Annotated in this window: 21 protein-coding genes and 1 other RNA gene; 10 read left to right on the top strand and 12 right to left on the bottom strand. The window is 41.3% G+C overall.

The features are described from left to right. Positions 1-225: 225 nt before the first annotated feature. From SWP_RS14575 to pspF, 6 genes are all read right to left on the bottom strand, one after another. Positions 226-1011: a peptide ABC transporter ATP-binding protein gene (locus SWP_RS14575; protein ID WP_020913310.1), complete on the bottom strand. Its 786-nt coding sequence runs from the start codon at positions 1009-1011 to the stop codon at positions 226-228. Then, positions 992-1999: a peptide ABC transporter ATP-binding protein gene (locus SWP_RS14570; protein ID WP_020913309.1), complete on the bottom strand. Its 1008-nt coding sequence runs from the start codon at positions 1997-1999 to the stop codon at positions 992-994. Before SWP_RS14570 ends, SWP_RS14575 begins: the two co-directional genes overlap by 20 nt. A 4-nt stretch (positions 2000-2003) precedes the next feature. Continuing rightward, entirely contained in the window at positions 2004-2894 is an 891-nt protein-coding gene (locus tag SWP_RS14565) for an ABC transporter permease subunit (protein ID WP_020913308.1), read from the bottom strand. Next, the gene (locus SWP_RS14560; RefSeq protein WP_020913307.1) at positions 2881-3912 is read right to left on the bottom strand and encodes an ABC transporter permease; all 1032 of its coding nucleotides are present in this window, start codon (positions 3910-3912) and stop codon (positions 2881-2883) included. The genes SWP_RS14565 and SWP_RS14560 overlap by 14 nt, the downstream gene beginning before the upstream one ends. Continuing rightward, the gene (locus SWP_RS14555) at positions 3912-5540 is read right to left on the bottom strand and encodes an ABC transporter substrate-binding protein (RefSeq protein WP_020913306.1); all 1629 of its coding nucleotides are present in this window, start codon (positions 5538-5540) and stop codon (positions 3912-3914) included. Before SWP_RS14555 ends, SWP_RS14560 begins: the two co-directional genes overlap by 1 nt. Positions 5541-5606: 66 nt before the next feature. Beyond that, positions 5607-6665 (bottom strand): phage shock protein operon transcriptional activator, encoded by a 1059-nt coding sequence (pspF, locus tag SWP_RS14550; RefSeq protein ID WP_020913305.1) that lies wholly within the window; start codon positions 6663-6665, stop codon positions 5607-5609. 177 nt (positions 6666-6842) lie between these two features. Here pspF and pspA point away from each other — a divergent pair, with 177 nt between their 5' ends. The 6 genes from pspA (at position 6843) to SWP_RS14520 (ending at position 12383) form a co-directional block, all read left to right on the top strand. Next, entirely contained in the window at positions 6843-7526 is a 684-nt protein-coding gene (gene pspA / locus SWP_RS14545; protein WP_020913304.1) for a phage shock protein PspA, read from the top strand. A gap of 20 nt (positions 7527-7546) precedes the next feature. Continuing rightward, positions 7547-7780 carry an envelope stress response membrane protein PspB gene (pspB, locus tag SWP_RS14540; protein WP_020913303.1) on the top strand — a complete coding sequence of 78 codons (234 nt, stop codon included), beginning with the start codon at positions 7547-7549 and terminating at the stop codon, positions 7778-7780. Positions 7781-7846: 66 nt separating this feature from the next. Further along, positions 7847-8242 (top strand): envelope stress response membrane protein PspC, encoded by a 396-nt coding sequence (pspC, locus tag SWP_RS14535; protein WP_020913302.1) that lies wholly within the window; start codon positions 7847-7849, stop codon positions 8240-8242. A 78-nt stretch (positions 8243-8320) separates the two neighbouring features. Continuing rightward, entirely contained in the window at positions 8321-9766 is a 1446-nt protein-coding gene (locus SWP_RS14530; RefSeq protein ID WP_020913301.1) for a YcjX family GTP-binding protein, read from the top strand. Positions 9767-9812: 46 nt separating this feature from the next. Then, the gene (locus tag SWP_RS14525) at positions 9813-10913 is read left to right on the top strand and encodes a TIGR01620 family protein (RefSeq protein ID WP_020913300.1); all 1101 of its coding nucleotides are present in this window, start codon (positions 9813-9815) and stop codon (positions 10911-10913) included. A 291-nt stretch (positions 10914-11204) separates the two neighbouring features. Beyond that, positions 11205-12383: a trans-sulfuration enzyme family protein gene (locus SWP_RS14520; protein ID WP_020913299.1), complete on the top strand. Its 1179-nt coding sequence runs from the start codon at positions 11205-11207 to the stop codon at positions 12381-12383. A gap of 109 nt (positions 12384-12492) precedes the next feature. On the opposite strand, the gene SWP_RS14515 is transcribed toward SWP_RS14520, so the two are convergent. Continuing rightward, on the bottom strand, positions 12493-13887 hold the full coding sequence (locus SWP_RS14515) for an SLC13 family permease (RefSeq protein ID WP_020913298.1): 1395 nt from the start codon (positions 13885-13887) through the stop codon (positions 12493-12495). Positions 13888-14273: 386 nt separating this feature from the next. Here SWP_RS14515 and SWP_RS14510 point away from each other — a divergent pair, with 386 nt between their 5' ends. From SWP_RS14510 to SWP_RS23075, 3 genes are all read left to right on the top strand, one after another. Next, positions 14274-14585, top strand: a complete 312-nt coding sequence (locus SWP_RS14510) for a ComEA family DNA-binding protein (RefSeq protein WP_020913297.1) — start codon at positions 14274-14276, stop codon at positions 14583-14585. A gap of 185 nt (positions 14586-14770) precedes the next feature. Continuing rightward, positions 14771-14867: signal recognition particle sRNA small type (ffs, locus tag SWP_RS23270), an RNA gene on the top strand. 73 nt (positions 14868-14940) lie between these two features. Continuing rightward, complete coding sequence (locus SWP_RS23075) at positions 14941-16191, top strand: site-specific integrase (RefSeq protein ID WP_048908467.1); 1251 nt, start codon at positions 14941-14943, stop codon at positions 16189-16191. Between the two features lie 90 nt (positions 16192-16281). On the opposite strand, the gene SWP_RS14500 is transcribed toward SWP_RS23075, so the two are convergent. The 5 genes from SWP_RS14500 to SWP_RS14480 all read right to left on the bottom strand — a co-directional run bounded on the left by SWP_RS14500 (position 16282) and on the right by SWP_RS14480 (position 20494). Further along, positions 16282-17973: a hypothetical protein gene (locus SWP_RS14500; protein ID WP_020913295.1), complete on the bottom strand. Its 1692-nt coding sequence runs from the start codon at positions 17971-17973 to the stop codon at positions 16282-16284. Continuing rightward, positions 17960-18196 carry an ABC-three component system middle component 6 gene (locus tag SWP_RS14495; protein ID WP_044555959.1) on the bottom strand — a complete coding sequence of 79 codons (237 nt, stop codon included), beginning with the start codon at positions 18194-18196 and terminating at the stop codon, positions 17960-17962. The genes SWP_RS14500 and SWP_RS14495 overlap by 14 nt, the downstream gene beginning before the upstream one ends. Then, on the bottom strand, positions 18183-18734 hold the full coding sequence (locus tag SWP_RS14490; protein ID WP_020913294.1) for an ABC-three component system protein: 552 nt from the start codon (positions 18732-18734) through the stop codon (positions 18183-18185). Before SWP_RS14490 ends, SWP_RS14495 begins: the two co-directional genes overlap by 14 nt. 17 nt (positions 18735-18751) lie before the next feature. After that, on the bottom strand, positions 18752-19114 hold the full coding sequence (locus SWP_RS14485; RefSeq protein ID WP_020913293.1) for a hypothetical protein: 363 nt from the start codon (positions 19112-19114) through the stop codon (positions 18752-18754). A 105-nt stretch (positions 19115-19219) separates the two neighbouring features. Further along, on the bottom strand, positions 19220-20494 hold the full coding sequence (locus SWP_RS14480; RefSeq protein WP_044555958.1) for a phospholipase D-like domain-containing protein: 1275 nt from the start codon (positions 20492-20494) through the stop codon (positions 19220-19222). Between the two features lie 180 nt (positions 20495-20674). Here SWP_RS14480 and SWP_RS24220 point away from each other — a divergent pair, with 180 nt between their 5' ends. Next, positions 20675-22717 carry a hypothetical protein gene (locus SWP_RS24220; RefSeq protein ID WP_020913291.1) on the top strand — a complete coding sequence of 681 codons (2043 nt, stop codon included), beginning with the start codon at positions 20675-20677 and terminating at the stop codon, positions 22715-22717. Positions 22718-22795 lie beyond the last annotated feature (78 nt).

Genomic DNA, 22795 nt, shown 5'->3' with positions numbered 1-22795 from the left:
TATCTAGGATAAATAAACCCACACCAAATGACACTTAATTTTCGTTAATTTGTGTGATTTTATCAGTGGTTGGAGCAGTTATACGCATCGCATCAAATAGGTGAATGCACCGCGGGTGCTAAGCTCTGAAAGCATCTGTGGATATCAGCTAAGTGTATGAAGTCGTATTTGACGTGTCATCACGTACTGTATGGACGCTATCTGCAGCGCTTTAATCTGCCGGTATTACTTCTTACGGGTAAATAGGCTTTGCTCCTGAATTAACCGCTGAGTGTATTCGTGTTGCGGTGCATTAAATAGCTGCTCAGTGGTAGCTTTCTCAATGAGTTCGCCTTTTTTTAATACCATAATTTTGTCACTGACATGGCGAATAATGTTCATATTGTGGGAGACAAAAATATAGGAAAGTCCCATCTCTTTCTGAAGTTCTAGTAGCAGATTCAATATCTGTGCACGGACTGACAGATCTAGTGCTGTGAGTGCTTCATCAGCAATAATGATTTTTGGATCGAGCATTAAAGCGCGTGCGACCGCAACCCGTTGCTTTTGGCCCTCGGAAATCATATGCGGATAGAAATCGACATGCTCTGAGAGTAAGCCTACCTTTCGAAGTTTATCGACCACTATGGCACGTCGTTCGTTCTCGGGAAGGTCAGTATTAAATTTTAATGGCTCATCAAGCAAATCACCAATTGTTAACCTTGGATTTAAAGAGGTATTTGGATCTTGGAAAATCATCCTAATCATGCGACAGCGTTGCTTTAAATTATGCTTATCTAGCGACTCGCCTTCAAAGTATATTTCACCGCTACTTCTAACTTCGGCACCAACTAGGATCCGTGCAATGGTGCTTTTCCCTGAGCCTGCTTCTCCCACAATGGCGAGTGTTTCACCAGTGTTAAGTTCAAACGATACCGGAGATAGCGCCTGGTTATATTGACGCTTGAAACGCTTATAACCGGCATAATAACTTTTGCTCAGGTTAGTGACTTTAAGAAGAGGTGTCGTCATTACAAGACTCATTATGGTATGGGAAATGGCAGGCGAAATAGCGATCTTTTTTATGACATAGGCTAGGTTGGCCAACACACTTTTTCTGCGCTTGAGGGCAGCGAGGACCTAAACGGCAACCAATCGGTAAGTGCTGCAAAGCGGGTGCAGAGCCTGGCAATGTTTGCATCATAGATTTATGGGGTAACTCTCCAGAATAATCCGGTGCATTCTCCACAAGCGCTTTAGTGTAAGGATGAAATGGCTGTGCAATTAATTCAGATGTTGGACCCGATTCCATCACTTGACCACAATACAGTACCGTTAATTGATCGCACCAGCCTGATAAGGTTTCTAACTCATGGCTTATCAATAAAATGGATACATTTTGCAGCTGGTTGAGCTTGCTCAATAACCGAAAAATTTGCGCCTGGGTACTGAGCTCCATTGAGTCGGTTGGTTCATCAGCTATCAGTAATCGTGGCTGGTTAGCAACAGCCATTGCGATCATTACTTTTTGGCACTCTCCTTCTGAGAGTTCCCAAGCATAACTTTCCATGACTTTATCAGTGTTTTTAATCCCTACCTTATGGAGCCACTTTTCAGCATTTTTTTTACGAACCTTGCCGCGTTTCCAAAATGGTAAACTTTTATCGATGGGCATAGCTTCAATAATTTGGCTGCCTACAGAAATGGCGGGGTCTAAACTACTGGTTGGGTCCTGAAAGATCATTGCAATCTCACTGCCCATAAGGTTGCGTCGTTGCTTGGTGGACATCTCCATTAAGTTCTGTCCATCCCACATCATACGATCAGCGGTAATGGTCCAATTATGACCCGGTACGCCTAATATCGCTCTAGCCAATAAGCTCCGTCCAGAGCCAGACTCTCCAACCAAACCATGTAGCTCACCAGGGTTAATGGTTAAAGACACTCGTTCTAAAGCCTTGACGCGCCCATGGGGAGTATCTAGTTCAATGGTGAGGTTTCTAATGTCGAGAAGAGGCATATTATTAATTTCTTATCGGCGATAATGCCGATCTTAATCCATCACCTACTAGGTTAATGGCCAGTACGCTACATAAGATAGCAACGCCTGGAATTGTCACTGTCCATGGCGCTGTCAGCAGATTATCGAGCCCCTGGGACACCATAGCGCCCCATTCTGGGCTCGGCGCCTGGGCGCCTAGATTGAGAAACCCGAGCGCTGCAATATCCAAAATAGCGGCAGAAATAGCTAAAGTAGTTTGAATAATAAGAGTTTCCCAAACATTTGGCATAATTACATACCAAAATATTTGTATGGAGTTTGCACCATCAAGTTTAGCAGCGGTAACATAGTCTTTTTGCAGCTCTTCATGCACAGCCTGGTGAATTGCCCGAACAAATTGTGGCGTTAATGCTATCCCAACAGCCCAAAAGACGTTACTTAGGCCTGGCCCCATAACGGCGACCACTAAAATAGCCATTAACAGCGACGGGATTGATAATAAAGCATCTAGCAGGTGGCTTAATATTGATGACTTAAGCCCCTTCATCATGCCTGATATCGAGCCAATCACGAATCCTACTGCGAGAGAAGCCATAACGATTGCTAGCGCCATCCCAAATGTTAAGTGTGCGCCATGAAGTAGTCGGCTAAAAATATCTCGACCCAGATCATCCGTTCCGAGAAAATGCTCAACGGTTCCACTTGCATCCCATGATGGTGGCAGCAGCAGAGCTAATGGATCTTGTTGTTCAGGTGAAAATGGTGCTATCCAAGGGCCGAATATTGCTAAAAACAATAAACAAGTCACAGCCCATAAGCCCATAAGTGCAAATGGGTTATCAGCAAAGGCTTGCCAGAGCTTACGCATAGGAGATGGGATATCATCTTCCTGGTATATGCTAATTCGCGGCATAAATTTCTTTCCTGCTGATAGGGTTAATGGCGTTATGGAGTACCTCTATTAGGATACTGAAAAAGATAATAATCAATGCCACACCCAAAACACCGCCTTGGATCACCGTATAATCCCGTTGGTAAATCCCTGATACCAGCCAACTACCAACTCCAGGCCATGAAAAAATAACCTCTACAATCATTGCGTAACTGGCAAAGGTGCCGAGCATAAGCCCCATATTTTTAAGAACAGGGATTAATGCGTTTGGAAGTGCATGACGAAATACTATGGTTCCAGTATGTAGGCCACGAGCTTCAGCTGCTCGTATATAGGGCTCATTCATAATATGGAGCATTGCTGCACGAGTGATTCTAACAACTACAGTAAAGGGTAATACTGCAAGTGTGATTGCTGGCAGTACAATATGTAGCAGCGCATCTATGAACGCAGACATGCGATAAATAGAATTCGATAACAGTGTATCTATTAACATAAAACCAGTTATGGGCTCTATCTCATATAATAAATTTATACGTCCAGAGATCGGCAACCAGCCGAGTTCTACACCAAACCAAAGGGACAAGGTAAGCCCTAACCAAAACACTGGGATAGAATAACCTGTTAGGGTTATTGCCATAATACTGTGTTGAGTAATTTTATTTTTACTTAGTGATGCTAAGACCCCAAGTGGCACACCGAGAAGTACCGCTAATAATCCAGCAACAATAGCGAGCTCAAAGGATGCGGGTAACACTTGAGCTAATTCGTCAATAACGGGTTTATGTGAGGTAACGGATAGGCCAAGATTACCGCTCAGTCGCTGCTCGGTATAGGCCAGGAACTGATTGAAGCCATTACTGTCGAGTTTAAATTCATCGCGGCTTAATGCTTGCTGCTGCAAGGTTGGTGATTCTATCCCTGTTAGCGCGTACAGCTTATCTACTGGAAAATAACTAGTCGTGATAAACAACACGGCAATTAATACCAAAGATGTAGCGAGAAATAAGTTAAGCCTTCTTAGTAGATAACGGCCCATTAGTGTTTATCCTTTGGGACTATTTTCATGGTGTTCTCAAATGAAATCCCACCAAATGGCGTGAGTTGGGTTTGTTTGATGTTTCTCTGTTTAATTGTTAATTGAGTCGCATGAGCAAAAGGTAGCATAGGTAACTGCTCACGAAAGAGCTTTTCAGCTTGTTGATAAAGTGCCTTTCGTTCAGATGTTACGGTAGTAGCCTTGGCCTTAGCTAAAATATCATCCATCTTCGCGTTACACCATTGGGCTCTGTTGCTGGAAGAACGCTGTGCATCGCAACTTAACATCGGAGAGAAAAAATTATCTGGATCGCTATTATCAGCATTCCAGCCTATGAGCACTGAATCATAGTCTCTACGGCTGAGTTTTTGGTTAAAAACACTCCAGTCATAAGTCACAATGTTGACTGTAACTCCAATGTTTGCCAAGTCGGCCTGAATCAATTCAGCTGTTTTTAATGCATTTGGGTTGTAGATCCTGGCAACCGGCATCGCCCAAACATCAATACTTAACTTATCTATACCTGCTTGCTTGAGCAGAGCTTTAGCTTTTTGTGGGTTATAATCATAGCGACTTTTATTGTAGCTGTATGCCCATGACTGCGGGGGCAGCATACCCGTTGCTTCAATCGCTGTCTCTTGATATACGGCCCTTAAAATATTCTGTGTATCTACTGCATATGCGAGCGCTTGCCTGACCCTAACATCATTAAATGGTTCTTTTTGGGTGTTGAAAGCCCAAAATGCAACGTTATATCCGAGCTTGGTATCTAGCTCTAAATGCGGGTGTTGTTTAATTACTGGCAGTTCACCCGCTTTAGGCAGCGCTGACACATTACAATCACCGGTGATGAGTTTGGTGAGTCGAGCCGTGCTTCTCGGTGTGATATCAAAAACTAAGTGTTCAAATTGAGGGAGTTTTCTCCAAAACTGCTCATTTCGATGATAGCGAATATATTCGTTTTTGACGTATTTGGTTAGCTTAAAAGGCCCTGTGCCTATTGGGTGCCTATCGAGATCTTCAGCTTTGTCATCAGCGAGTAAATTATCAGCATACTCTTTTGATAAAATAATCGAAAAGCCAGTCGCAAGGTTTGATAGAAAAGAAGCATCACTGTGGCGTAAATGAAATATGACTTCATTATCGGCGACCTTCTCTATGTAACTGATTGTTTGGCTAAGCCCGATGCTTTGGAAAAACGGGTAACCATTAGCGGCAACCTCGTGATAGGGGTTTTCACTATCAATAATGCGATTAAATGAGAATAACACATCATCGGCATTGAAATGACGGGTTGGTGTAAAGTAATCAGTTTGGTGAAATTGAACGCCGTTTCGCAGTTTAAAACGATAACTCAGGCCATCATCACTGCTATACCAAGAGGTGGCAAGAGCAGGAATAATTGAGCTAGTCGCCGGGTCGTAATCAACGAGTGTGTCATATAACTGTTGCGAGGTGGCATCGATAGTCGTTCCCGATGTCACGGTTTGTGGGTTAAAGCTTTCTGGATTGCCTTCGGAGCAGTAGACAAGGCCTGTGGGGATCTTTTGCGGACCACAGGCAACAAGTAGCATGTTTATCGCAGATAGACAGGTTACTAGACCTATACGCTTGAGCTGCTGTTTCATTAAGCAATCATTATTTTTAACTGAACGTTAATAGCCATTTTAACAGTGCGAATAGCGTAACAGCAATTATTTATCCAGTAAGTTGTATTTCTTTAAGATCCCACGAAGTTGGTGGTAGCTCAAGCCCAGTAGTTCTGCGGTTTTTTTCTGATTAAATTGACCCGCTTCCAATGCCTGCTTGAGTAAATTCACTTCCTGCTCTTCACAATGAGTTTTAAAGTCGATAGGGAAGCTCATCGGCTCACAGATATTGGTACTTTTGCTGGATTCGGGCGCTACGCTAGCAACAGGAGTATCGGCTATTTGCTGTCTTTCTTTGGTTTTTACCCTTGTCGTCGGTCGATAAGGGGAAGCAAATGGATCTAAAATGATGTCATCAATTGCTTTGCCTGTCTCAGCATTGCGGTAAACACTGCGCTCTGCAACGTTTTTCAATTCTCGAATATTACCTGGCCAACGGTACTCCATTAACTGTTGCACTGCACGTGGGCTAAAACCTTCAAATAGCTCCAATTTTAGTTGTCTCGCCATGCCAACGGCAAAGTATTCAGCGAGAGGCATAATATCTTCAGTTCGGTGACGTAGTGGTGGTAGGGTGATGACGTCAAAGGCGAGCCTATCTAACAGATCGGCCCTAAACTCACCGGCTTCTGCTAAAGAGGGCAGATCTTCATTTGCGGCACAAATAAGCCTAACATCGGTTTTAACGGTTTTATTACCACCAACTCGTTCAAATTCACCATATTCAATAACTCTCAATAGCTTTTCTTGAATAAGGCCAGAGGTATTTGCCAGCTCATCTAAGAATAGGGTTCCACCATTTGCACGCTCAAATCTACCTTCATGCTTTTTATTTGCGCCCGTAAATGCTCCAGCATCATGGCCAAATAGTTCGCTTTCGAGCAGATTCTCACTCAACGAAGAGCAGTTAAGCTTGATAAAACTTTGGTCCCAACGCTTTGAAAGATAATGCAAACGTTCGGCTATTAGCTCTTTACCCGTGCCTCGCTCACCAATGATTAGCACTGGCTTAGACAAAGGAGCCACTTGAGAAATATGTTCAAGGACCTCTAACAAAGCATTAGATTGGCCAATAAGATTATCTTGCTGAAATTGATTAGTCACAGTAAGTTTTAGTCTTTCACGCTAATAATTGGTGAAAATAATAATATGATGCCCAGTTTATAAATGAAAGGAAAAGTTAATGTTTTGGTTAAGGTGCTGTATAGTAACGATAAAGTAAAGTTGGCACGAATGCTGAATAGTAATTATCGAAACCAACGTTAATTTGAGGAAAATATTATGGGAATTTTTTCACGCTTTGCAGACATCATAAATTCAAACATCAGCGCATTACTAGATAAAGCTGAAGATCCTGAAAAAATGGTTCGTCTGATTATCCAAGAGATGGAAGATACTTTAGTTGAAGTACGTTCAACATCGGCCAAAGTTCTTGCTGAAAAGAAAGAGATTATTCGTCGAATTGCTAAAGTGCAGCAACAAGTACAAGACTGGGAAAGTAAAGCTGAACTGGCATTGTCGAAAGATCGTGAAGACCTTGCTAAAGCGGCACTAATAGAAAAGCAAAAAGCCAATGAGCTTGCTGAGACTTTAGCTGCTGAGCTGGTTGTCGTCGAAGAACATATTCTTCGTTTAAAAGACGAAGTTGGCCTATTACAGGAAAAACTTGTAGATGCCAAAGCGCGTCAAAAGACGATAATCATGCGTAAACAAACTGCATCTTCACGTCTTGAGGTTAAAAAGCAGTTAGATTCAAGTAAGATTGATAACGCGATGAGTAAGTTTGAACAGTACGAACGTCGTGTGGAAGGGTTAGAGTCACAAGTTGATGCTTATGACCTTGGCAACAAGAAAACACTTAACGATGAGTTCGCCGCATTGGAAGCAGAAGATTCTGTAAACGATGAACTTGAGGCCATGAAAGCTAAAATGAAGGCTAGCAAGAGCAAAACAAAAGCTAAATAACAACGGAGCAGAGGTGAGTTATGGACATGGATATTTTGATTGCCCCAATTATTATTTTTATGATTGTGGTGGCTCCGATTTGGTTAATACTGCATTACCGTAGTAAACGACAAGTGAGTCAGGGGCTTACCGATGAAGAATTTGGCCAGTTAAACGAACTTATTGCTAAAGCTGACAAGATGTCACAACGAATTGAAACCCTTGAGGCAATCTTGGACAGTGAGGCACCACAGTGGAGGGGGCGTGATGAATAGATCACAAGTTTTTTCCACTGAGGTAAATGATTTCAATTTGGGCATTAAATAAAGGAGGAGTTAGACATGAGTGAAGGCACAAGCAGAACTTTATATCGAATTCCTCAATCAGGTAAAATAGCGGGAGTATGCGCAGGGATTGCTGATTACTTCAATTTTGAAACATGGTTAGTCAGAGTACTTGCAGCTTCTATTTTTTTACTGGGTGGCTCCGGAATTGTATTGATAATCTATGTGTTGCTTTGGATGATTTTAGATATCAAACCAGGCACAGATAAGAACAAGTCGAGCCATAAAGAGATAGAAGTAAAAAAGAAAGTTTGGCAATCAGGTGAACCCGCTAAGATGGCGTTAAGGGATGTGAATAGCCAGTTTAGAGCACTGGAGCTTAGATTACAGAGTCTAGAGCGACATGTAACATCTGATAACTATGATCTTAAAAACGAAATCAACAACCTATAGTTCGAAGCTGGGCAGCATATACAAGTATTTACCCGTATACTGCCCTAGAACTCCCTCCAACAGGTTCGAATTCTGCCTATGGCAAGTATCAAGCGTTCTCTTAAAAAGCTAGGTAAAAATACTCAAGCGGTGGCCCTGCGAACTACCGATAAACATTTACGATTAGCGGTAACGGGCCTTGCTGGCGCAGGTAAGACGGCTTTTATTACAGGGTTAGTCAATCAGTTACTGCACAGTGGCGTTGCAGAGGGCAATACACAGTTACCACTTTGGCGAGTGGCTAGAGACAGTCGTCTATATGGTGTTAAGCGTGATCTACAGCCCGATCTAACCATTCCAAGTTTTAACTATGAAGCAGCGGTTCACGCTATAACCAATGAACCGTCATCATGGCCGCAATCAACCCGTAATATCAGCGAACTTAGGTTAGCGATTCGGTACCGTCCAGCTAAAGGACTTCTGTCAAAACTGACCGAAAGTGCGACGCTTTACCTTGATATTGTTGACTATCCCGGTGAGTGGTTACTTGACTTGCCGATGTTGAAACAAAGCTTTCAGCAGTGGTCAGAGTCGCAGCTTGAACGGATATCAATATTTAAGCGCTCAAGCTACTTTTCTGACTTTATAGACGAACTTAACAGTATTGAATTAACGGCAGTTGCTAATGAAGCAAAGTTGCAAAAAATAACTGATAGTTATCAGAGGCTTCTGCTTGATTGTGTTGAGGAACATGGATTTTACTATGCCCAGCCAGGGCGACTGTTACTACCGGGAGAGCTTGATGGCACTCCCGTACTGGCGCTTTTCCCGTTGATAAATGTTAGCGCGGAGCAGTTCTCGATACTTGAAAAAACCGAGTCAACTAGCTTTTATCACACTCTAAAACGTCGATATGGTGAGTATGTATCCCGAGTGGTGAAGCCCTTTTACCATGATTATTTTGCAAAATTCGATCGACAGTTAGTACTTGTTGATTGCTTCACGCCATTAAATCGAGGTAAGGAGCAATTTGATGATATGAAATCTGCGCTGCAGGCGGTAATGGAAAGTTTTCAATTTGGCCAATCGAGTCTATTAAAGCGTCTGTTCTCTCCAAAAATAGACAAATTATTGTTTGCCGCTAGCAAAATAGACCATGTTACCCGTGATCAGCAAGGCAATGTTTTATCGCTATTGAGTCAGCTGGTACAGCAAAGTCAGCAGCATGCAAAATTTGAAGGCTGTGAGGTCGAGACTATGGCTATCAGTGCCATTAAATCGACCACTCACGGTATGGTTAAGCAAAATGGCCGTGACGTAGAGGTTGTAAAAGGCATCGACCTTGATAATCGCGAAGTCGTTACCCTGTTCCCAGGCGAAGTGCCAAAATCGCTGCCTGTTGCAGACTTCTGGCAACAACAAGGTTTTGATTTTGTCAGCTTTGCGCCGAGAAATCTAACCGAAAAACAGGGGAATAAGGCAGACTTTGAACATATAAGACTTGATCATGTATTACAGTATTTAGTGGGTGACAAATTAAAGTGATTCTAATAGTGATGCAAAGTAACTCATTAATGCAATTGGTGTTTTTATGAATAAAGATAATGGTTCAATTAAAAGGCAGCAGCGATTTGAAACCGTTGATGAAGATGAAACGTTGAAAATTACACCTGCTGCTAGCTTTTCAGCCAATGAGGATTTTGTTGAAATCGAAACATTGTCTGAGCGAGAACTGGAAACTAAGTTAGAACAACACTTAGGCAGTGCAGATCAGCTTAATGAAGATCTTTCTTCAAATCAAAATACAAAGCGTAGTTGGTTAGGTAAAGCCTGCTTACTTGGTGTAGTGGCTATAGCAGCTGTTGAGACCGTTTTGGGTCTATATGAAGCATTTATGCAAAGTTCATGGTTATTTGCTTTGTATGGCGTTGTGGTAATGCTAGTCATATCCTGGACAGTTAAAGTTAGCTTTACTGAGTGGCGTAAGCTAAAAAGGCTAAAAAAGGTTGAGGAAACTCAGGCAACAGGCATGCGATTACTCAACAGCATGCAGATGGGAGAAGCCGATCTCTTTATTGATAATCTATTAGTGCAGTTACCTAATAGCTCACACATTGAGCGCTATTTGCAACAAGTTAGCGTCGAGCATAACGACGCTGAGAAACTGGTACTATTTGAAGCTTGCGTATTGATAGACAGAGATCAGCAGGCTAAAAAAATTGTGAGACGTTTTGCGCAAGAGTCTGCGTTGTTGTTGGCCGCAAGTCCTTTAGCAGTACTTGATATGGCTATTATCCTTTGGCGAAACCAAAGTATGATTAATCAGCTAGCTAAATGTTACGGCATTGAACTCGGCTATTGGAGTCGTATTAAGTTAATTCGCGGAATTATCGGCAATATTATTTACGCGGGTACCAGTGAAATCGTCACCGATTTAGGTACTCAACTATTGTCAGTTGAGATGTCAGGTAAGCTTTCTGCGCGCTTAGGTCAGGGACTTGGAGGAGGACTTTTGACCGCACGTTTAGGCTATCAAGCCATGGCGCTTTGTCGGCCACTTGAATTTAATGAACAGACAAAGCCTAAGTTAAAAGGGATCCATAAAGAGTTGTTGTTGGATTTAAAAGAGTTGACCTCAGTGGTACTAAGTAAAACAGCAAAGAAAGAAAAGCAAGAAATTGTAGATAGATAGCGAGCTTTAACAGGCTGCAGCGCATTATAAATAAACACCTGACATCCGCACGTAACATATATTTTACAAGCCATAAGATATTAATCTTCACTCAATAGTTTTTAATTACCTTGGACTAGTCCAAGGTAATTTAAGCTCTATATGATCAGCTATTAATGACCTGATGAAATGAGTTACTTCGTAGCCAGCTATGCCGTTCTTTTTTACTTATTGATTTGGTTGGCTCCAGGCAGATGCAAACAACAACTATTAGATCGCATCTGCTCAACAAGCATTGAGTGGGAGGTTGAAATGCAAGAGAAATGGCAGCAAGCAACACAGGTTATTCATGCCGGACATATACCTAATGAACACGGTGCGCTGGTAACACCTTTATGCCAAAGCGCAACGTTTGTATTTGATAATGCAGAGCAAGGCGGTGCTAGATTTGCTGGAGAGGAACCTGGCTTTATTTATACTCGCTTAGGTAATCCGACGACTGCTGAGCTTGAACGCAAAATCGCAGCGCTTGAGGGGAGTGATTGTGCGGCGGCTACCGCATCCGGGATGGCTGCAGTGTCGGCTGCATTACTCGCAAATTTACAAAATGGCGATCACCTGATTGCATCAAATGCAGTCTATGGTTGTACATTTGCGTTGATGAACTCTCAACTTGCCAAGTTTGGCATCGAGGTGAGTTTGGTTGATTTTAGTCGTCTCGATGAGATAGAAGCGGCGATTAAACCCAATACTAAAGTTCTTTTCTGTGAAACTCCGGTTAACCCCCACCTTAAAGTATTCGATCTTGATGCCATTGCCCGTATTGCAAAAGCATATAAGTTGGTTAGCGTGGTTGACAACACTTTTATGACTCCGTTACTGCAACAACCGATAAAACACGGTATTGATATTGTGATTCATAGTGCAACTAAGTACCTCAACGGGCATGGCGATGTGATTGCGGGAGTGGTGTGTTCAAGCCGAGAACAGATGGACGTGATTAAGTATGAGGTGCTAAAAGATATTGGCGGGGTAATCTCTCCCCATGATGCTTGGCTTATCCTGCGTGGCCTTAAAACCCTCGATGTAAGGCTACAACGTCATTGTGATAGTGCTGAGCGTGTTGCTGAATTCTTGGAGGGGCATAGTAAAGTTTCTAAGGTTTACTACCCTGGGCTAAAAACTCACTGTGGGAACGGGCTCGTTGGCCATCAAATGAAGCGAGCTGGAGGCGTAATTGCCTTTGAATTGGAAGCGGATCTGCAAGCTTCTATTAAGTTTATAAACCAGTTAGAGCTGTTTTCCATTGCCGTGAGCCTAGGAGATGCTGAGTCATTGATCCAGCATCCTGCGTCGATGACGCACTCACCTTATAGCCCAGAAGAGCGAGAAAAAGCTGGAATAACGGACAATCTGTTACGGATTTCAATCGGATTGGAAGCCGTCGAAGATATTATTTTCGCGCTCGATAAAGGATTAGCTGCATTATAAATTGCTGTCATTCAAACAATCACGCCGCTGTAAGTGTTCACTTACAGCGGCGTGATTGACTCAATTAAATGGCTCTATTAGTCAAATACTAGAGTTGACCTCAGTATCACTAAATATTCCAGAAGGTATGCGCAATAACGTAAAGCGCAAACATACTGATGAAGTTAATAATAACGCCTGCTCGCATCATCTCGGACTGCTTAATGTAGCCTGAGCCATAAACGATGGCGTTGGGTGGTGTAGCAACGGGCAACATAAATGCACAAGAAGCAGCTATACCGATGAGCACTGACAGCATCACAGGTGATAGCCCCAGCGCTTCTGCAATAGCGGCAAACACGGGGACTAAAAGTGCTGCACTGGCGGTATTACTAGCAAATTCGGTCAGCATGACAACAAATGCGATTACCGCAAAAATAAATAATGCCATGTGGGCATTGCCAAATATATCGGTAACCCAATGGGCTAAAAATACACTGGTACCAGTTGCTTTAAGTACAGCGCTTAACGTGAGGCCGCCGCCAAATAGAATTAACACGCCCCAATCGGTCGTTGACTCGATTTTTTTCCATTGCACTAATCCAAGTCCTGCTAGGGTCACAACAGCGCTAAGCGCCACAACCGTATCAAACTTAGATATGCCGCCTAATGCCTGTGAGAGCGGCTTACTAAATATCCAACAGCAGACTGTTGTGATAAAAATCAGAAGTGTTAATTTCCCTTGGAAAGTCAGTGATTGCTTTTCAGCTTTTACTTCGCAGATCATCGACAGGTCAGGTTTTAAATATAAGTAAAGACCCACTAACATCAACGGCAGCATGATAGCGACAGTGATTAAACCGAACTCTAGCCAATCGGCAAAAGATAAACCAACTTGAGCTGCAGCAATGGCATTAGGTGGGCTACCCACTAAAGTGCCAATACCACCAATATTTGCAGAATAAGCAATACCAAGGAGTAAGAACAGATAGGTACTCTTGTGTTTAGTTATATCGATCTGATGCAAAATTCCAAGTGCAAGGGGCAGCATCATAGCGGTGGTAGCAGTGTTGCTTATCCACATAGACAGTAGTGCTGTGATCCCAAATAGCATAATACAGGCTACCGATAACCGGCCTTTAGATGCAGATAGGACTTTTTGCGCAATCAGACGGTCTATTCCTTGATGATTCAGTGCTGCTGCCAATACGAAGCCACCAAAGAAAAGGTAGATGATTGGATTGGCAAAGTGACTCATGGCGGCTTGTGTTTCAAACACGCCAAAGAGCACCGCGAGTATCGGGATCATAATTGCAGTAATACTGATGTGTATTGCTTCAGTGAGCCACAATATGGCGGCAAAAGTCAGCAAAGCTAGTCCAGTATTAACTCCCTGTTCAAAAGGGAGAAAATTGTACATCAAGAAAAGCAATACGATATCTGCGGCAAGTATTATTAGCTTTTTTTGTTGAGCAGTAATGCGACTACCGATCTGATTAGGTACTTCTGTAGAGTCTAATGACATTTTTCAGTCCATTATTATTGTCGATTGCAACACTCTAGTGCAGTCGTGATTAACTTCAAAATGAGTTGAGTTGTCATTATCTAACAAAACTGAAGCTCCACTAGGGTGATGAAGGGCGCATAAATTAAGTAAGTTTGAGGTGTGCCTGCAAAGTGTGTTTGCGACTTACAACTTAATCCGTCAAACGGAATCGATTTGAATACTTAGCCAAAATAATTGAAAGTTTATCGGTTAGGTAGTTTTGTGATCCCGATCGCTGCGTAAAACTTTAGCGTGAGATGTTGGTCGGTTTATGGCGCATTTCGTGGGGGTGATCTACATTTTGCTGCGTAACCAAGGAGACGGATTGAGGTTACTAACTAATGGATCATACAAGGATATAGCGAATGAATAAAAAATTAATGCCTGCTTTATTACTTACCAGCCTAATGTCATTTTCATCAGTACAAGCTGCAGTTGACAAGTCTACCGTAGAAACGAGTAAAACATCCTCTCATAAAAGCACTCAAGTCATTAGCATCAACTCTGCCAATGTTGCTCAATTATCGACGTTAAAAGGTGTCGGTGATTCAAAAGCGAAAGCAATAGTGGACTACCGAGCAACGCATGGTAAGTTTAGCTCGATAAGTGAACTATCAAATGTAAAAGGTATTGGCGATAAGCTGATAGAGCAAAATAAGGCGGTGTTGAGTCTGTAGTGATACCGTATTATGCAGACCGTTAAGGATAAATAAGCCTTCTATTGAAGGCTTTTGTCTATAGAATCAGCGATTGAACCAAAAGTAGCTGCTGAAACTCGATAATGACTTGCTTGGATTCGATTCATGGTAGATAATGCTGCCGTTCTTGAGGGCAACTGCTCTCAACGAAATCAGTGGTGACCCTAGGGTCCCCCCGCAATGATAACTTGTGAACTCGGCCAGGCCTGGAAGGGAGCAACCGCAGCAAGTGACTCATGTGCCGGGGTGTGGCTCTAGGGAAACCTCCAAACTAAAGTCTAATCAAAGGCTTATCTCAGAAAGACCTCAGGTGATACACTTGGTGGTACACTCGATGAGAAATAGTTTAGCTAAAACTCCCCCATATTTATTTCAATCCCGTCATGGCATTTGGTATGCGCGAATAGTCGTACCTGAAGCTCAACAAAGCTCCCTTGGTAAACGTGAAATCAGAAAGTCGTTAGCGACTAGAGACCGTCTTGAAGCCGTTCGTAAGTCTTGGCAGGTGTTGAGTCAGTTACGCAGTGTTGCTGAAGGTGACACTCAAGACAGCAGTGAGACGGTTCATACTCAAGCCTGTACGCAAGAGGCCTTAAGACCTTCTAAGGTTTCTGATGCCACTATTACTACCCAAAGCAATAGCAGTCATCCTAAGCTCCCAAGACTCAGCCAAGTAGCTGAAGAGTTTTGCCAAGAGAAACGTAAGCAAGGCGCATGGTCACCACACAGTGAACAGGTTAACCGTCAGACCTATAAAGATATGATTGGTCTTCTAGGTGATATACGTCTTGAACAGTTCACACTGGCTAAGGCATTAGAGTACAAGCGACACTTCTCATCTAAAGCAGACCTTGCAGTCTCTACAGTTAATAAGCGACTGACTCGAGTTTCTGCACTATTACAGTGGGCAGCTCTACATTACGGCATCAGTAACCCGATGACAGGGCTTAGTATTAAGGTGTCGGCAAAGGTTAAAGCCTCTAAGGCACGAGATGCCTTGAGCGAGACCAAAATCAGACAGCTATTTAGGGAAATCCCATCAACTACTGAGCATAAGATGCCTTATCGTGCATGGTTGCCAAGGCTTGCTGCTTATACTGGCGCGAGGCTAGGGGAGTTAGCTCAACTATATATAGATGACTTTACCGTTATTGACGGTTATCCCTGCATCCACATTAGAGCGACACATCCAGATCAGTCCATTAAGACCGCGACCAGTGAACGTGTCATCCCTATTCACCCTAAGCTAATCGCTATGGGCTTCCTTCAGTTTGTAGATAAGCAACAGGCTAGCGGCCACGAGCGACTATTCCCTGAACTTAGGAAGATATCGACTCGTGGTTATTCACATCAGGTCTCCAAATGGTTCTACACCTTTAAGCCTAAGTTAGGCTGGGGTGAGCGAGACACCTTACATGGCATTCGTCATGCAGTGGCTACTCAGCTCAAACATAAAGAGTACAGCTCAGATATGGTCGCAGGTTTGCTTGGTCATTCTCATGGCTCGATAACCTTTGACCGCTATGGCAAAGAGTACAAGATAGAGAACATGTTGAAGTTGGTTAAGGCGTTGGATTGGAAGTAGGTATTTAAATATTCTATTCAGCTTAGAACAAATTAATGCTTATAAGGCTATTTGGCTACCAATTACTAACTGATTTGGTAGCCTGTTAGATCATAGATTGAAGAACTTATTGTCTTGTGAGAGTTCCAAAATGATGTAGCGTTTATACTTTTGATAATCTTCTTGAGTTAGCTTATCGGACAGCATGGAGACAATCTGTTGTCCTGAAAGCTTAATTGATTCGTCAAACATTTTACGAATGTGCTGAATGTCGATTTCATCAATAGAATCGTGTAAGACAAAGTTAGGTCTCATCGCTTGCAAATCACAAACTGTCTTGATGTATGCCAGATCAAAAGTGACAACTTCAAGTCGCTTTAATCCACCTTCGTTGTTTGATTCTACATCGTCCACATGTGGTGCACATTCACCTTTTTCTTGATTTAGATGGAGGCTAAAGTTGTACTCAACACCATAAAAATCACTAGTGTAGTTTTTGAAGTTGTGGATATACTTTTTTTCAAAAGAGGTTACGTTACCAAGTTCAGTTTCTAATTCACTTGATAGCTCTGTTAAGCTTTGTTTTTCAAGTATCAGATTTGAATCGATGTCTTCTTTTTTATCAATAATGGCCGTTAGCTTGGCCAACTCTTTGTCCAAGTGGCCGATTTCTTTCATTGTTTCAGAAATCTCTTCTATTTTCTTTTTCGACTTCAATTCGTCGAAGAGACTCAGTTTCTGGTGCTTTAGCTGACCAAACTTGATTGTTGCCTTTTCATGTTTCTCTTGCAGTTTATCTAGACCATGTGAAACAAATTCACGCTTGGTACTTAGTAGATGGTCATGGAACGCAAGTGCTTGTTGATAATCCTCTAGAGTAGACTCTATCTTAACTGATGCGTATTCATAGACTGCTCGTAATTCATCTAGCAAATGATGTTGTTCGCTATTCTGTAGTATTTCATTGGTTTTGAAGATGTTTTTTATCTTTAAATCTAACGATAGAATTTCATCAGACAATAAGTTTTGTTCGTCATCAACAGCGTTGATTCTAGACACGAACTCTAGCTTATCAATACCTTTTTCAGACGATAGTAGAGACTTTTCTAACTTAGCTATTTCTCGTTTTATTTTGGATATAGAGCTAACAATCTTGTCTTTAGTTATCACACTATTGAATGCTTTTAGGTTTCTTTCATAACCTTTGATAGTGGTCTTTAACTTATGGACTTTGCTGAGTATTTCAGTGTCATCAAAGTTGAACAGATACAGAAAAACAGTATTGACATCGGATTTAGAAATGCTCCTCCCGTTATCAAAGTTAACAGTTTTTGTCATGCGGTGCTGTGTTGTTCTAAAGAATTTTGGAGCAAGTTTTCGAATAGTTGGCTTAGTAGAGTAAACGTTGAAAACACTGCCCATGATATGGGCTGTGTACTTTTTACTTGTCACTTCCTGCCCATTCAAAATGTAGCTTTGTAAGTCTGTATCAGTCGAAAGCCTGCGTTTGATAACACTGTATTGATTGTCTAAGCCAAGATATTCAAGCGACACATATACTTCACTGCTAGTGAAAAGTTGCTCAATCTCTTGCTTTGGTGTTTGAAATTCATCATCAATGTAAATTGGGTTGATTGAGCCGTCGAACAAGTAGTCTAGGATTCTTCCTAAAGTTGACTTACCAACGCTGTTACCTAGTGCATCAGATCTTTTCTTACTTGTAATGATGTTTAAGTTGTCGAAAAACGGTATCTCTCGTGTTTCTTCACCGTCGATCTCTAAGAGAAATCTAAGTAGCTTCATTGATAAAAACCTCTTTACTATCGTAGCCAATAGCAGAAATGATATACAGCCAATCCAGCGCTAAAATTATGTGGTCTACGGAAACAGAAAGCTCTTTAGTTCCAACTTTCATTAGTTGAGTGGTAGTCATACGCTTTCTTTTGCGCTCATGAAGCATTTTCAAAATAAAGCCACCAATGTAGAGCACGTTCATCTCTGGGTGAGAGCCATTAGTTGGTAGCATTGTTAGGATTCTCCAAAACACAGCATTCTACGAAGCCATGTGCAACAACAACGTTTAGACCAATTTCCACTTGTTCTTTGTATTGAGTTACATTGGCTGAGCTATAAACGAACTTCCTTAGCTGCTTGATTATATCGCTTATGATGTCGTCAGCGTGTTGTCGTACTTGCGCTATGTCTGGTTCAAAAGAATCGATGTCATACTTTTCTAACGAATTGCAGTACATTTCATTCAGCAACTCCATTGCTGTCTGTTTCCCATTGATAATGTTCTGTTCAGCAAGGGTGTAGGCACTCTCGATATGAGAAGAGTATGATTTGTATTGCAAGACTATACGACGCTTAGTTTTAAGCATATTATGGTCGATCTTTGTAGCAACATTCGCTGGAAAAGACCGATCACTGCGGTCAATTTTCACGTTAGCTGATGCAATATCACCAATGATAACGTTGATAATTGAGTCAACATTGTTTTCTGGACCTTCTATGTTGTAGAAGTCGCCTTCGATATTTTGAATGTCAAATCTTGTTTCACACATAGACAAGCCTAGGACTCTTATTTGTTGTAAATAAAGTCGCCTTTAATTACACCTTGGTTAAAGTTGTTTTGGCCGTTTTGATGCACTTCTTGATAGTTATCGTGAATATCGTTCTTTTCGATTTCTACGATTTGCTGTTCTAGAGAGGTGTTTTGAACTTGCAGCGTACTGTATGAAACTTCCAGCGATTCGAATTTTTGTTGAAGAGTGTTGTTTTGAACCTTTAGGTCGTTATGCGTGATGTTTAGATTATTGAATTTCTGTGTAACCTTGGTCACATTGCTTTTTTGGACAAAGGCATAGATGCAGCTGGCGACTGTACAGACCCAAGCGATAGCTACAAAAGGTGGGGTGGCAAAGATTTTCAAAAATTCATCCATTTTATATCCCAACATTTAGACATATGAACCGAGCATTGTACAGTTCATATACATAGTGTTCCAGTAAAAGTTATATAACTATCTAATAAATATAAAATAGTTCATCTAGCCACCAAGCTGCTTCACTTCAAATCCAAAGTATCTAAGCACTTTAGTGGTTCGTCCATTAATTACTGGGAGGTTCTCTTTGTTTATCCATCCAACCAGCTCCTGAACATTTGCAGGACCAAATTCGTTTAGCTCGTACTCGGAGTCGTGAATACAATTAGACATGCGCTTGACTATATCGTCTTTCCCGTACAGTAAATAACAAAGAGTTTTTTTAACTTTCTGCTCGTTGTTGGTATCAATGAAAGTTGTCTTTAGTGTCTCTAGACCGCCTTTGTAGAATCTGAATCTGTCGTGGAAAGAGTGGAGTACACATAACGCTTCTACTATGTCATGCATTGGCGCAGATTTGATTGATTGCACTGAGCCAAAGACTTGAGTAATGAGCGGATAATTGATGGGTACAATTGTGTCTTCAAAGTGTTTCCAGTGAATAGTCAGCCACTCGTCAATAAGGACTTTAAGGTTTGCTTTTTGACTGTTGGTCCAACCGACTGCCTGTCTTTTCCAAATATCTGTTGAAGCATGCCTATCTCGAACAAAGCTAAAGAATGAATCGATTTCAAGCCTTAATGGTATGCTGTTTTCACTAATCTTTCGTTCAAACGTGATGTAGGTTTCCTCGATGCAACGGAAAGCATAAACGGACTCTTGATAAGACTTATAGTAAGTGTCTTGGAAGATTGATTCTCGATTAACTTTTTTCTTCCCACGACTGATATTTGAAAAGTTCTTATCACCCAATTTATCGATAACACTATCGTCTAGTTGTTTGATCAATGAATCTAGTTTCCCGAACTTGTTATAAATGCTGCGGTAGTTATTGATAGCTTCTTTGGTTAGTACGGATGCTTCTTCCCAGTAGTCAGCAAAAAGTGATTTCAGTTCATCAAATCTAGAGTCGCTTGAATTGAGGCTAACCATAACTTCTTGATTGGATAGAAGAGCTGAACAGGTAAGGTTTGCAGAGCCAATTAAGACTTTTTTGTCTCCGAAAATATAAAATTTTGGATGAAACGAGTTGCTAGTGAAGTATCTCGCTTCAACTTTGTTGTGTTTAAGTAATTTTTCAAGAGCTGCAGGTAACGTGGGGAATCCAAGGCGGATAACAATCCTTATGTGACAACCTTTCTGTACCAGCTCATCAATGACACTAGACTCAGTGAAAAACGCAGAGGCTATAAAAACGTCCATACCATCTTCTATGCTAGTTATGATGCCATGTCTGATGAAATCTTGCTTCGAATTGCTGTTTGTATATAAGCCCGTCATAGCCCCCCCATAAATGATCGATAAACCTTACCATCAAATGAGTTTAATTCTCTGGCTTATATCAATAAAAGGCCAAAAATGTATATATCATGTCTCAGCAAGTATTTTCGTAACCATCTGATTTAAATAGTGCTAGCGTGCTGATAATATATGTCTCATAAATACTAAGGAGTTGATCCAATGAGTGATGAAGTTGAAAATGTTTTTGTTGAAAAAATAATCAAGAACAAGATTAAACCACCAACACGATTTGACTTCAAATTAGACAGTTGGATTGAGGAATGGGAAAAAGTTAAAGGTACAGCTTCGAAGCGTGATGGTAAAATTTTTGCCTCTGGGTGCGTTATCGATAGTTTGCTTTCAGAAATTCGAACATTGTTGGATGATGCTTATTTAAGAGCTCCCAAGACTACTAATGAAAAGTTGATATTAGCTTATGTGGCAATGTCAAATAGAGAGCTCGCAGTCGCTATGAAAAATGCTTTAGCAGAAACTAGAGCTAGTGCTTTTGGGATTAAGATAAATGCCAACTACATAGGGAACTCATTAACACTTCAAGAAATCTCCCATGGGTGTGTTGATGGGCTACAGCCTGCAATTCGTATGTGTCAGAAGCGAATAGATGATAATCAACCTATTAAAAAGTCGGCGGCTCCAGATGATTTAATGAGCTTTATCCGTTATGAAATCGATTTATCTCAGTTATACGTCTTATATTCACATGTGTGGCAGTGCTTGTTTTGGTCTGACTACGACCTTATTCAAGTCGATAAAGAGCAAAAAGTTTATTGTGTTAAGCAGCCTGCGTCTGAGTTTGAATTCTCATTCGAAAATAGCGCAATTCGTCGAGAAAGGCTTAGTGCTCAAAAAGGGCATATTGCAACAGACCCTACAATTCAAGCGATTTTTTCAGGCGATAAATATGTTGTTATCAGAAAACAAGGAAAAAGAAAGCTTGCTGAAGTTGCTCATGTAAAAGGTGCTGACGAGGTGACTTTATCACGTAATGCTCACTGGCAGATCACAACTACAGATATGCTCAAATATTACCCAGAAGAGTGGTTAATCAAAGAACATGGAAAGGGTTTTGCAATTAGAGATGCCTTGTCAGTAATGAGATGCCTAATGTTAATGTCAGGTGACCTTATGGAGAGGTTTCCTGAGGATGACAGTGTATGGAGCCTCAATAAGCTTTTACAGTTTTGTCCGACAGTACAAGCATTATCATTAAAATTTGCACTGATGAAAGCTACAGGTCTCGCTGCTGAAAAAGTCTCAAATATTCTGGAGTTTATGACGTTCAAAGCAGATAAGACGTCTGATTTGTGGTGTCAGCCATTAATCAAAAAATCTAATAGCCATTATGCGATATCGGTTAGTGCTTTAGCTTCACCTGTAATGACAAGGCTGATTGAAAAGTGGTGTGTAGAGCTAGGAATTGATTTGACTCAAAAGGGATATAAATACGAGCAGACAGTTGTTGATCTGCTAAATGAACAATTAGTTCAGAACGAGTTTATAGATGATTATGATCAGGCTGTCGGTAAGCGCATCAAATTGCAGGCGGGTGAGGAAGAGTTTGACCTATTGGCTCGAGTTGATGATTTAATAATCGTAGGAGAGTTTAAAGCTACACTCACAGTAGATTCGGAAGTTATGAAGCAGCGTACCGCAGATACTCTTCAGTATGCAGGTATTCAAGTAAATAGAAAAACGAAGTTCTTACAAGCCAACATCGAGTCGGTGTTTAAGCGATTAGGGTGGAAATATGATTCAACAAAGCAATACAATTTTGCCCAGTGCATTGTAAATAGCGCTCGCATATTCATTGGTTATAAGTTTGATGGGGTTCCTGTTGTTGATGAAAAAATATTGAACTCTTATTTTGAGTCAAAGACAATGAGTTTGCTCGCAGTACCTTGTGAACAGGGTGATATGCGAGATATTGCATGGTATGAGTTGTATTCTGATCTAAAAGAGCTTAAAGATAATCTTCAACCTTACTTATTAAGACCTCCTCAGCTGAGTGAGATTGAAGACTCCTTTGAATACAGTAATGTACAGCTTCCAGCGATTAGTCAAGATTCATTCAAGATTTTGCAACGCAGATTTGTGTTGAAAGATGTAAGCCCTACTTATCGAATGGAACAAGAACATGACTTTAGGGTTTTTAAATCAGCAGACTATGAGGAACAAATTGCTAAAGTGGATATGATCATGTAAATCATTAGTCCGTTAACCTGTATTATGGCAAAATTCAATTGTTCACTTCTGAATTGTTATAAGAAACATAGAGTAAAC

The sequence above is a fragment of the Shewanella piezotolerans WP3 genome (assembly GCF_000014885.1).
Classification (GTDB): domain Bacteria; phylum Pseudomonadota; class Gammaproteobacteria; order Enterobacterales; family Shewanellaceae; genus Shewanella; species Shewanella piezotolerans.
Note: the sequence above shows the minus strand (reverse complement) of the source record. Positions and strands in the feature narration are given on the sequence as shown.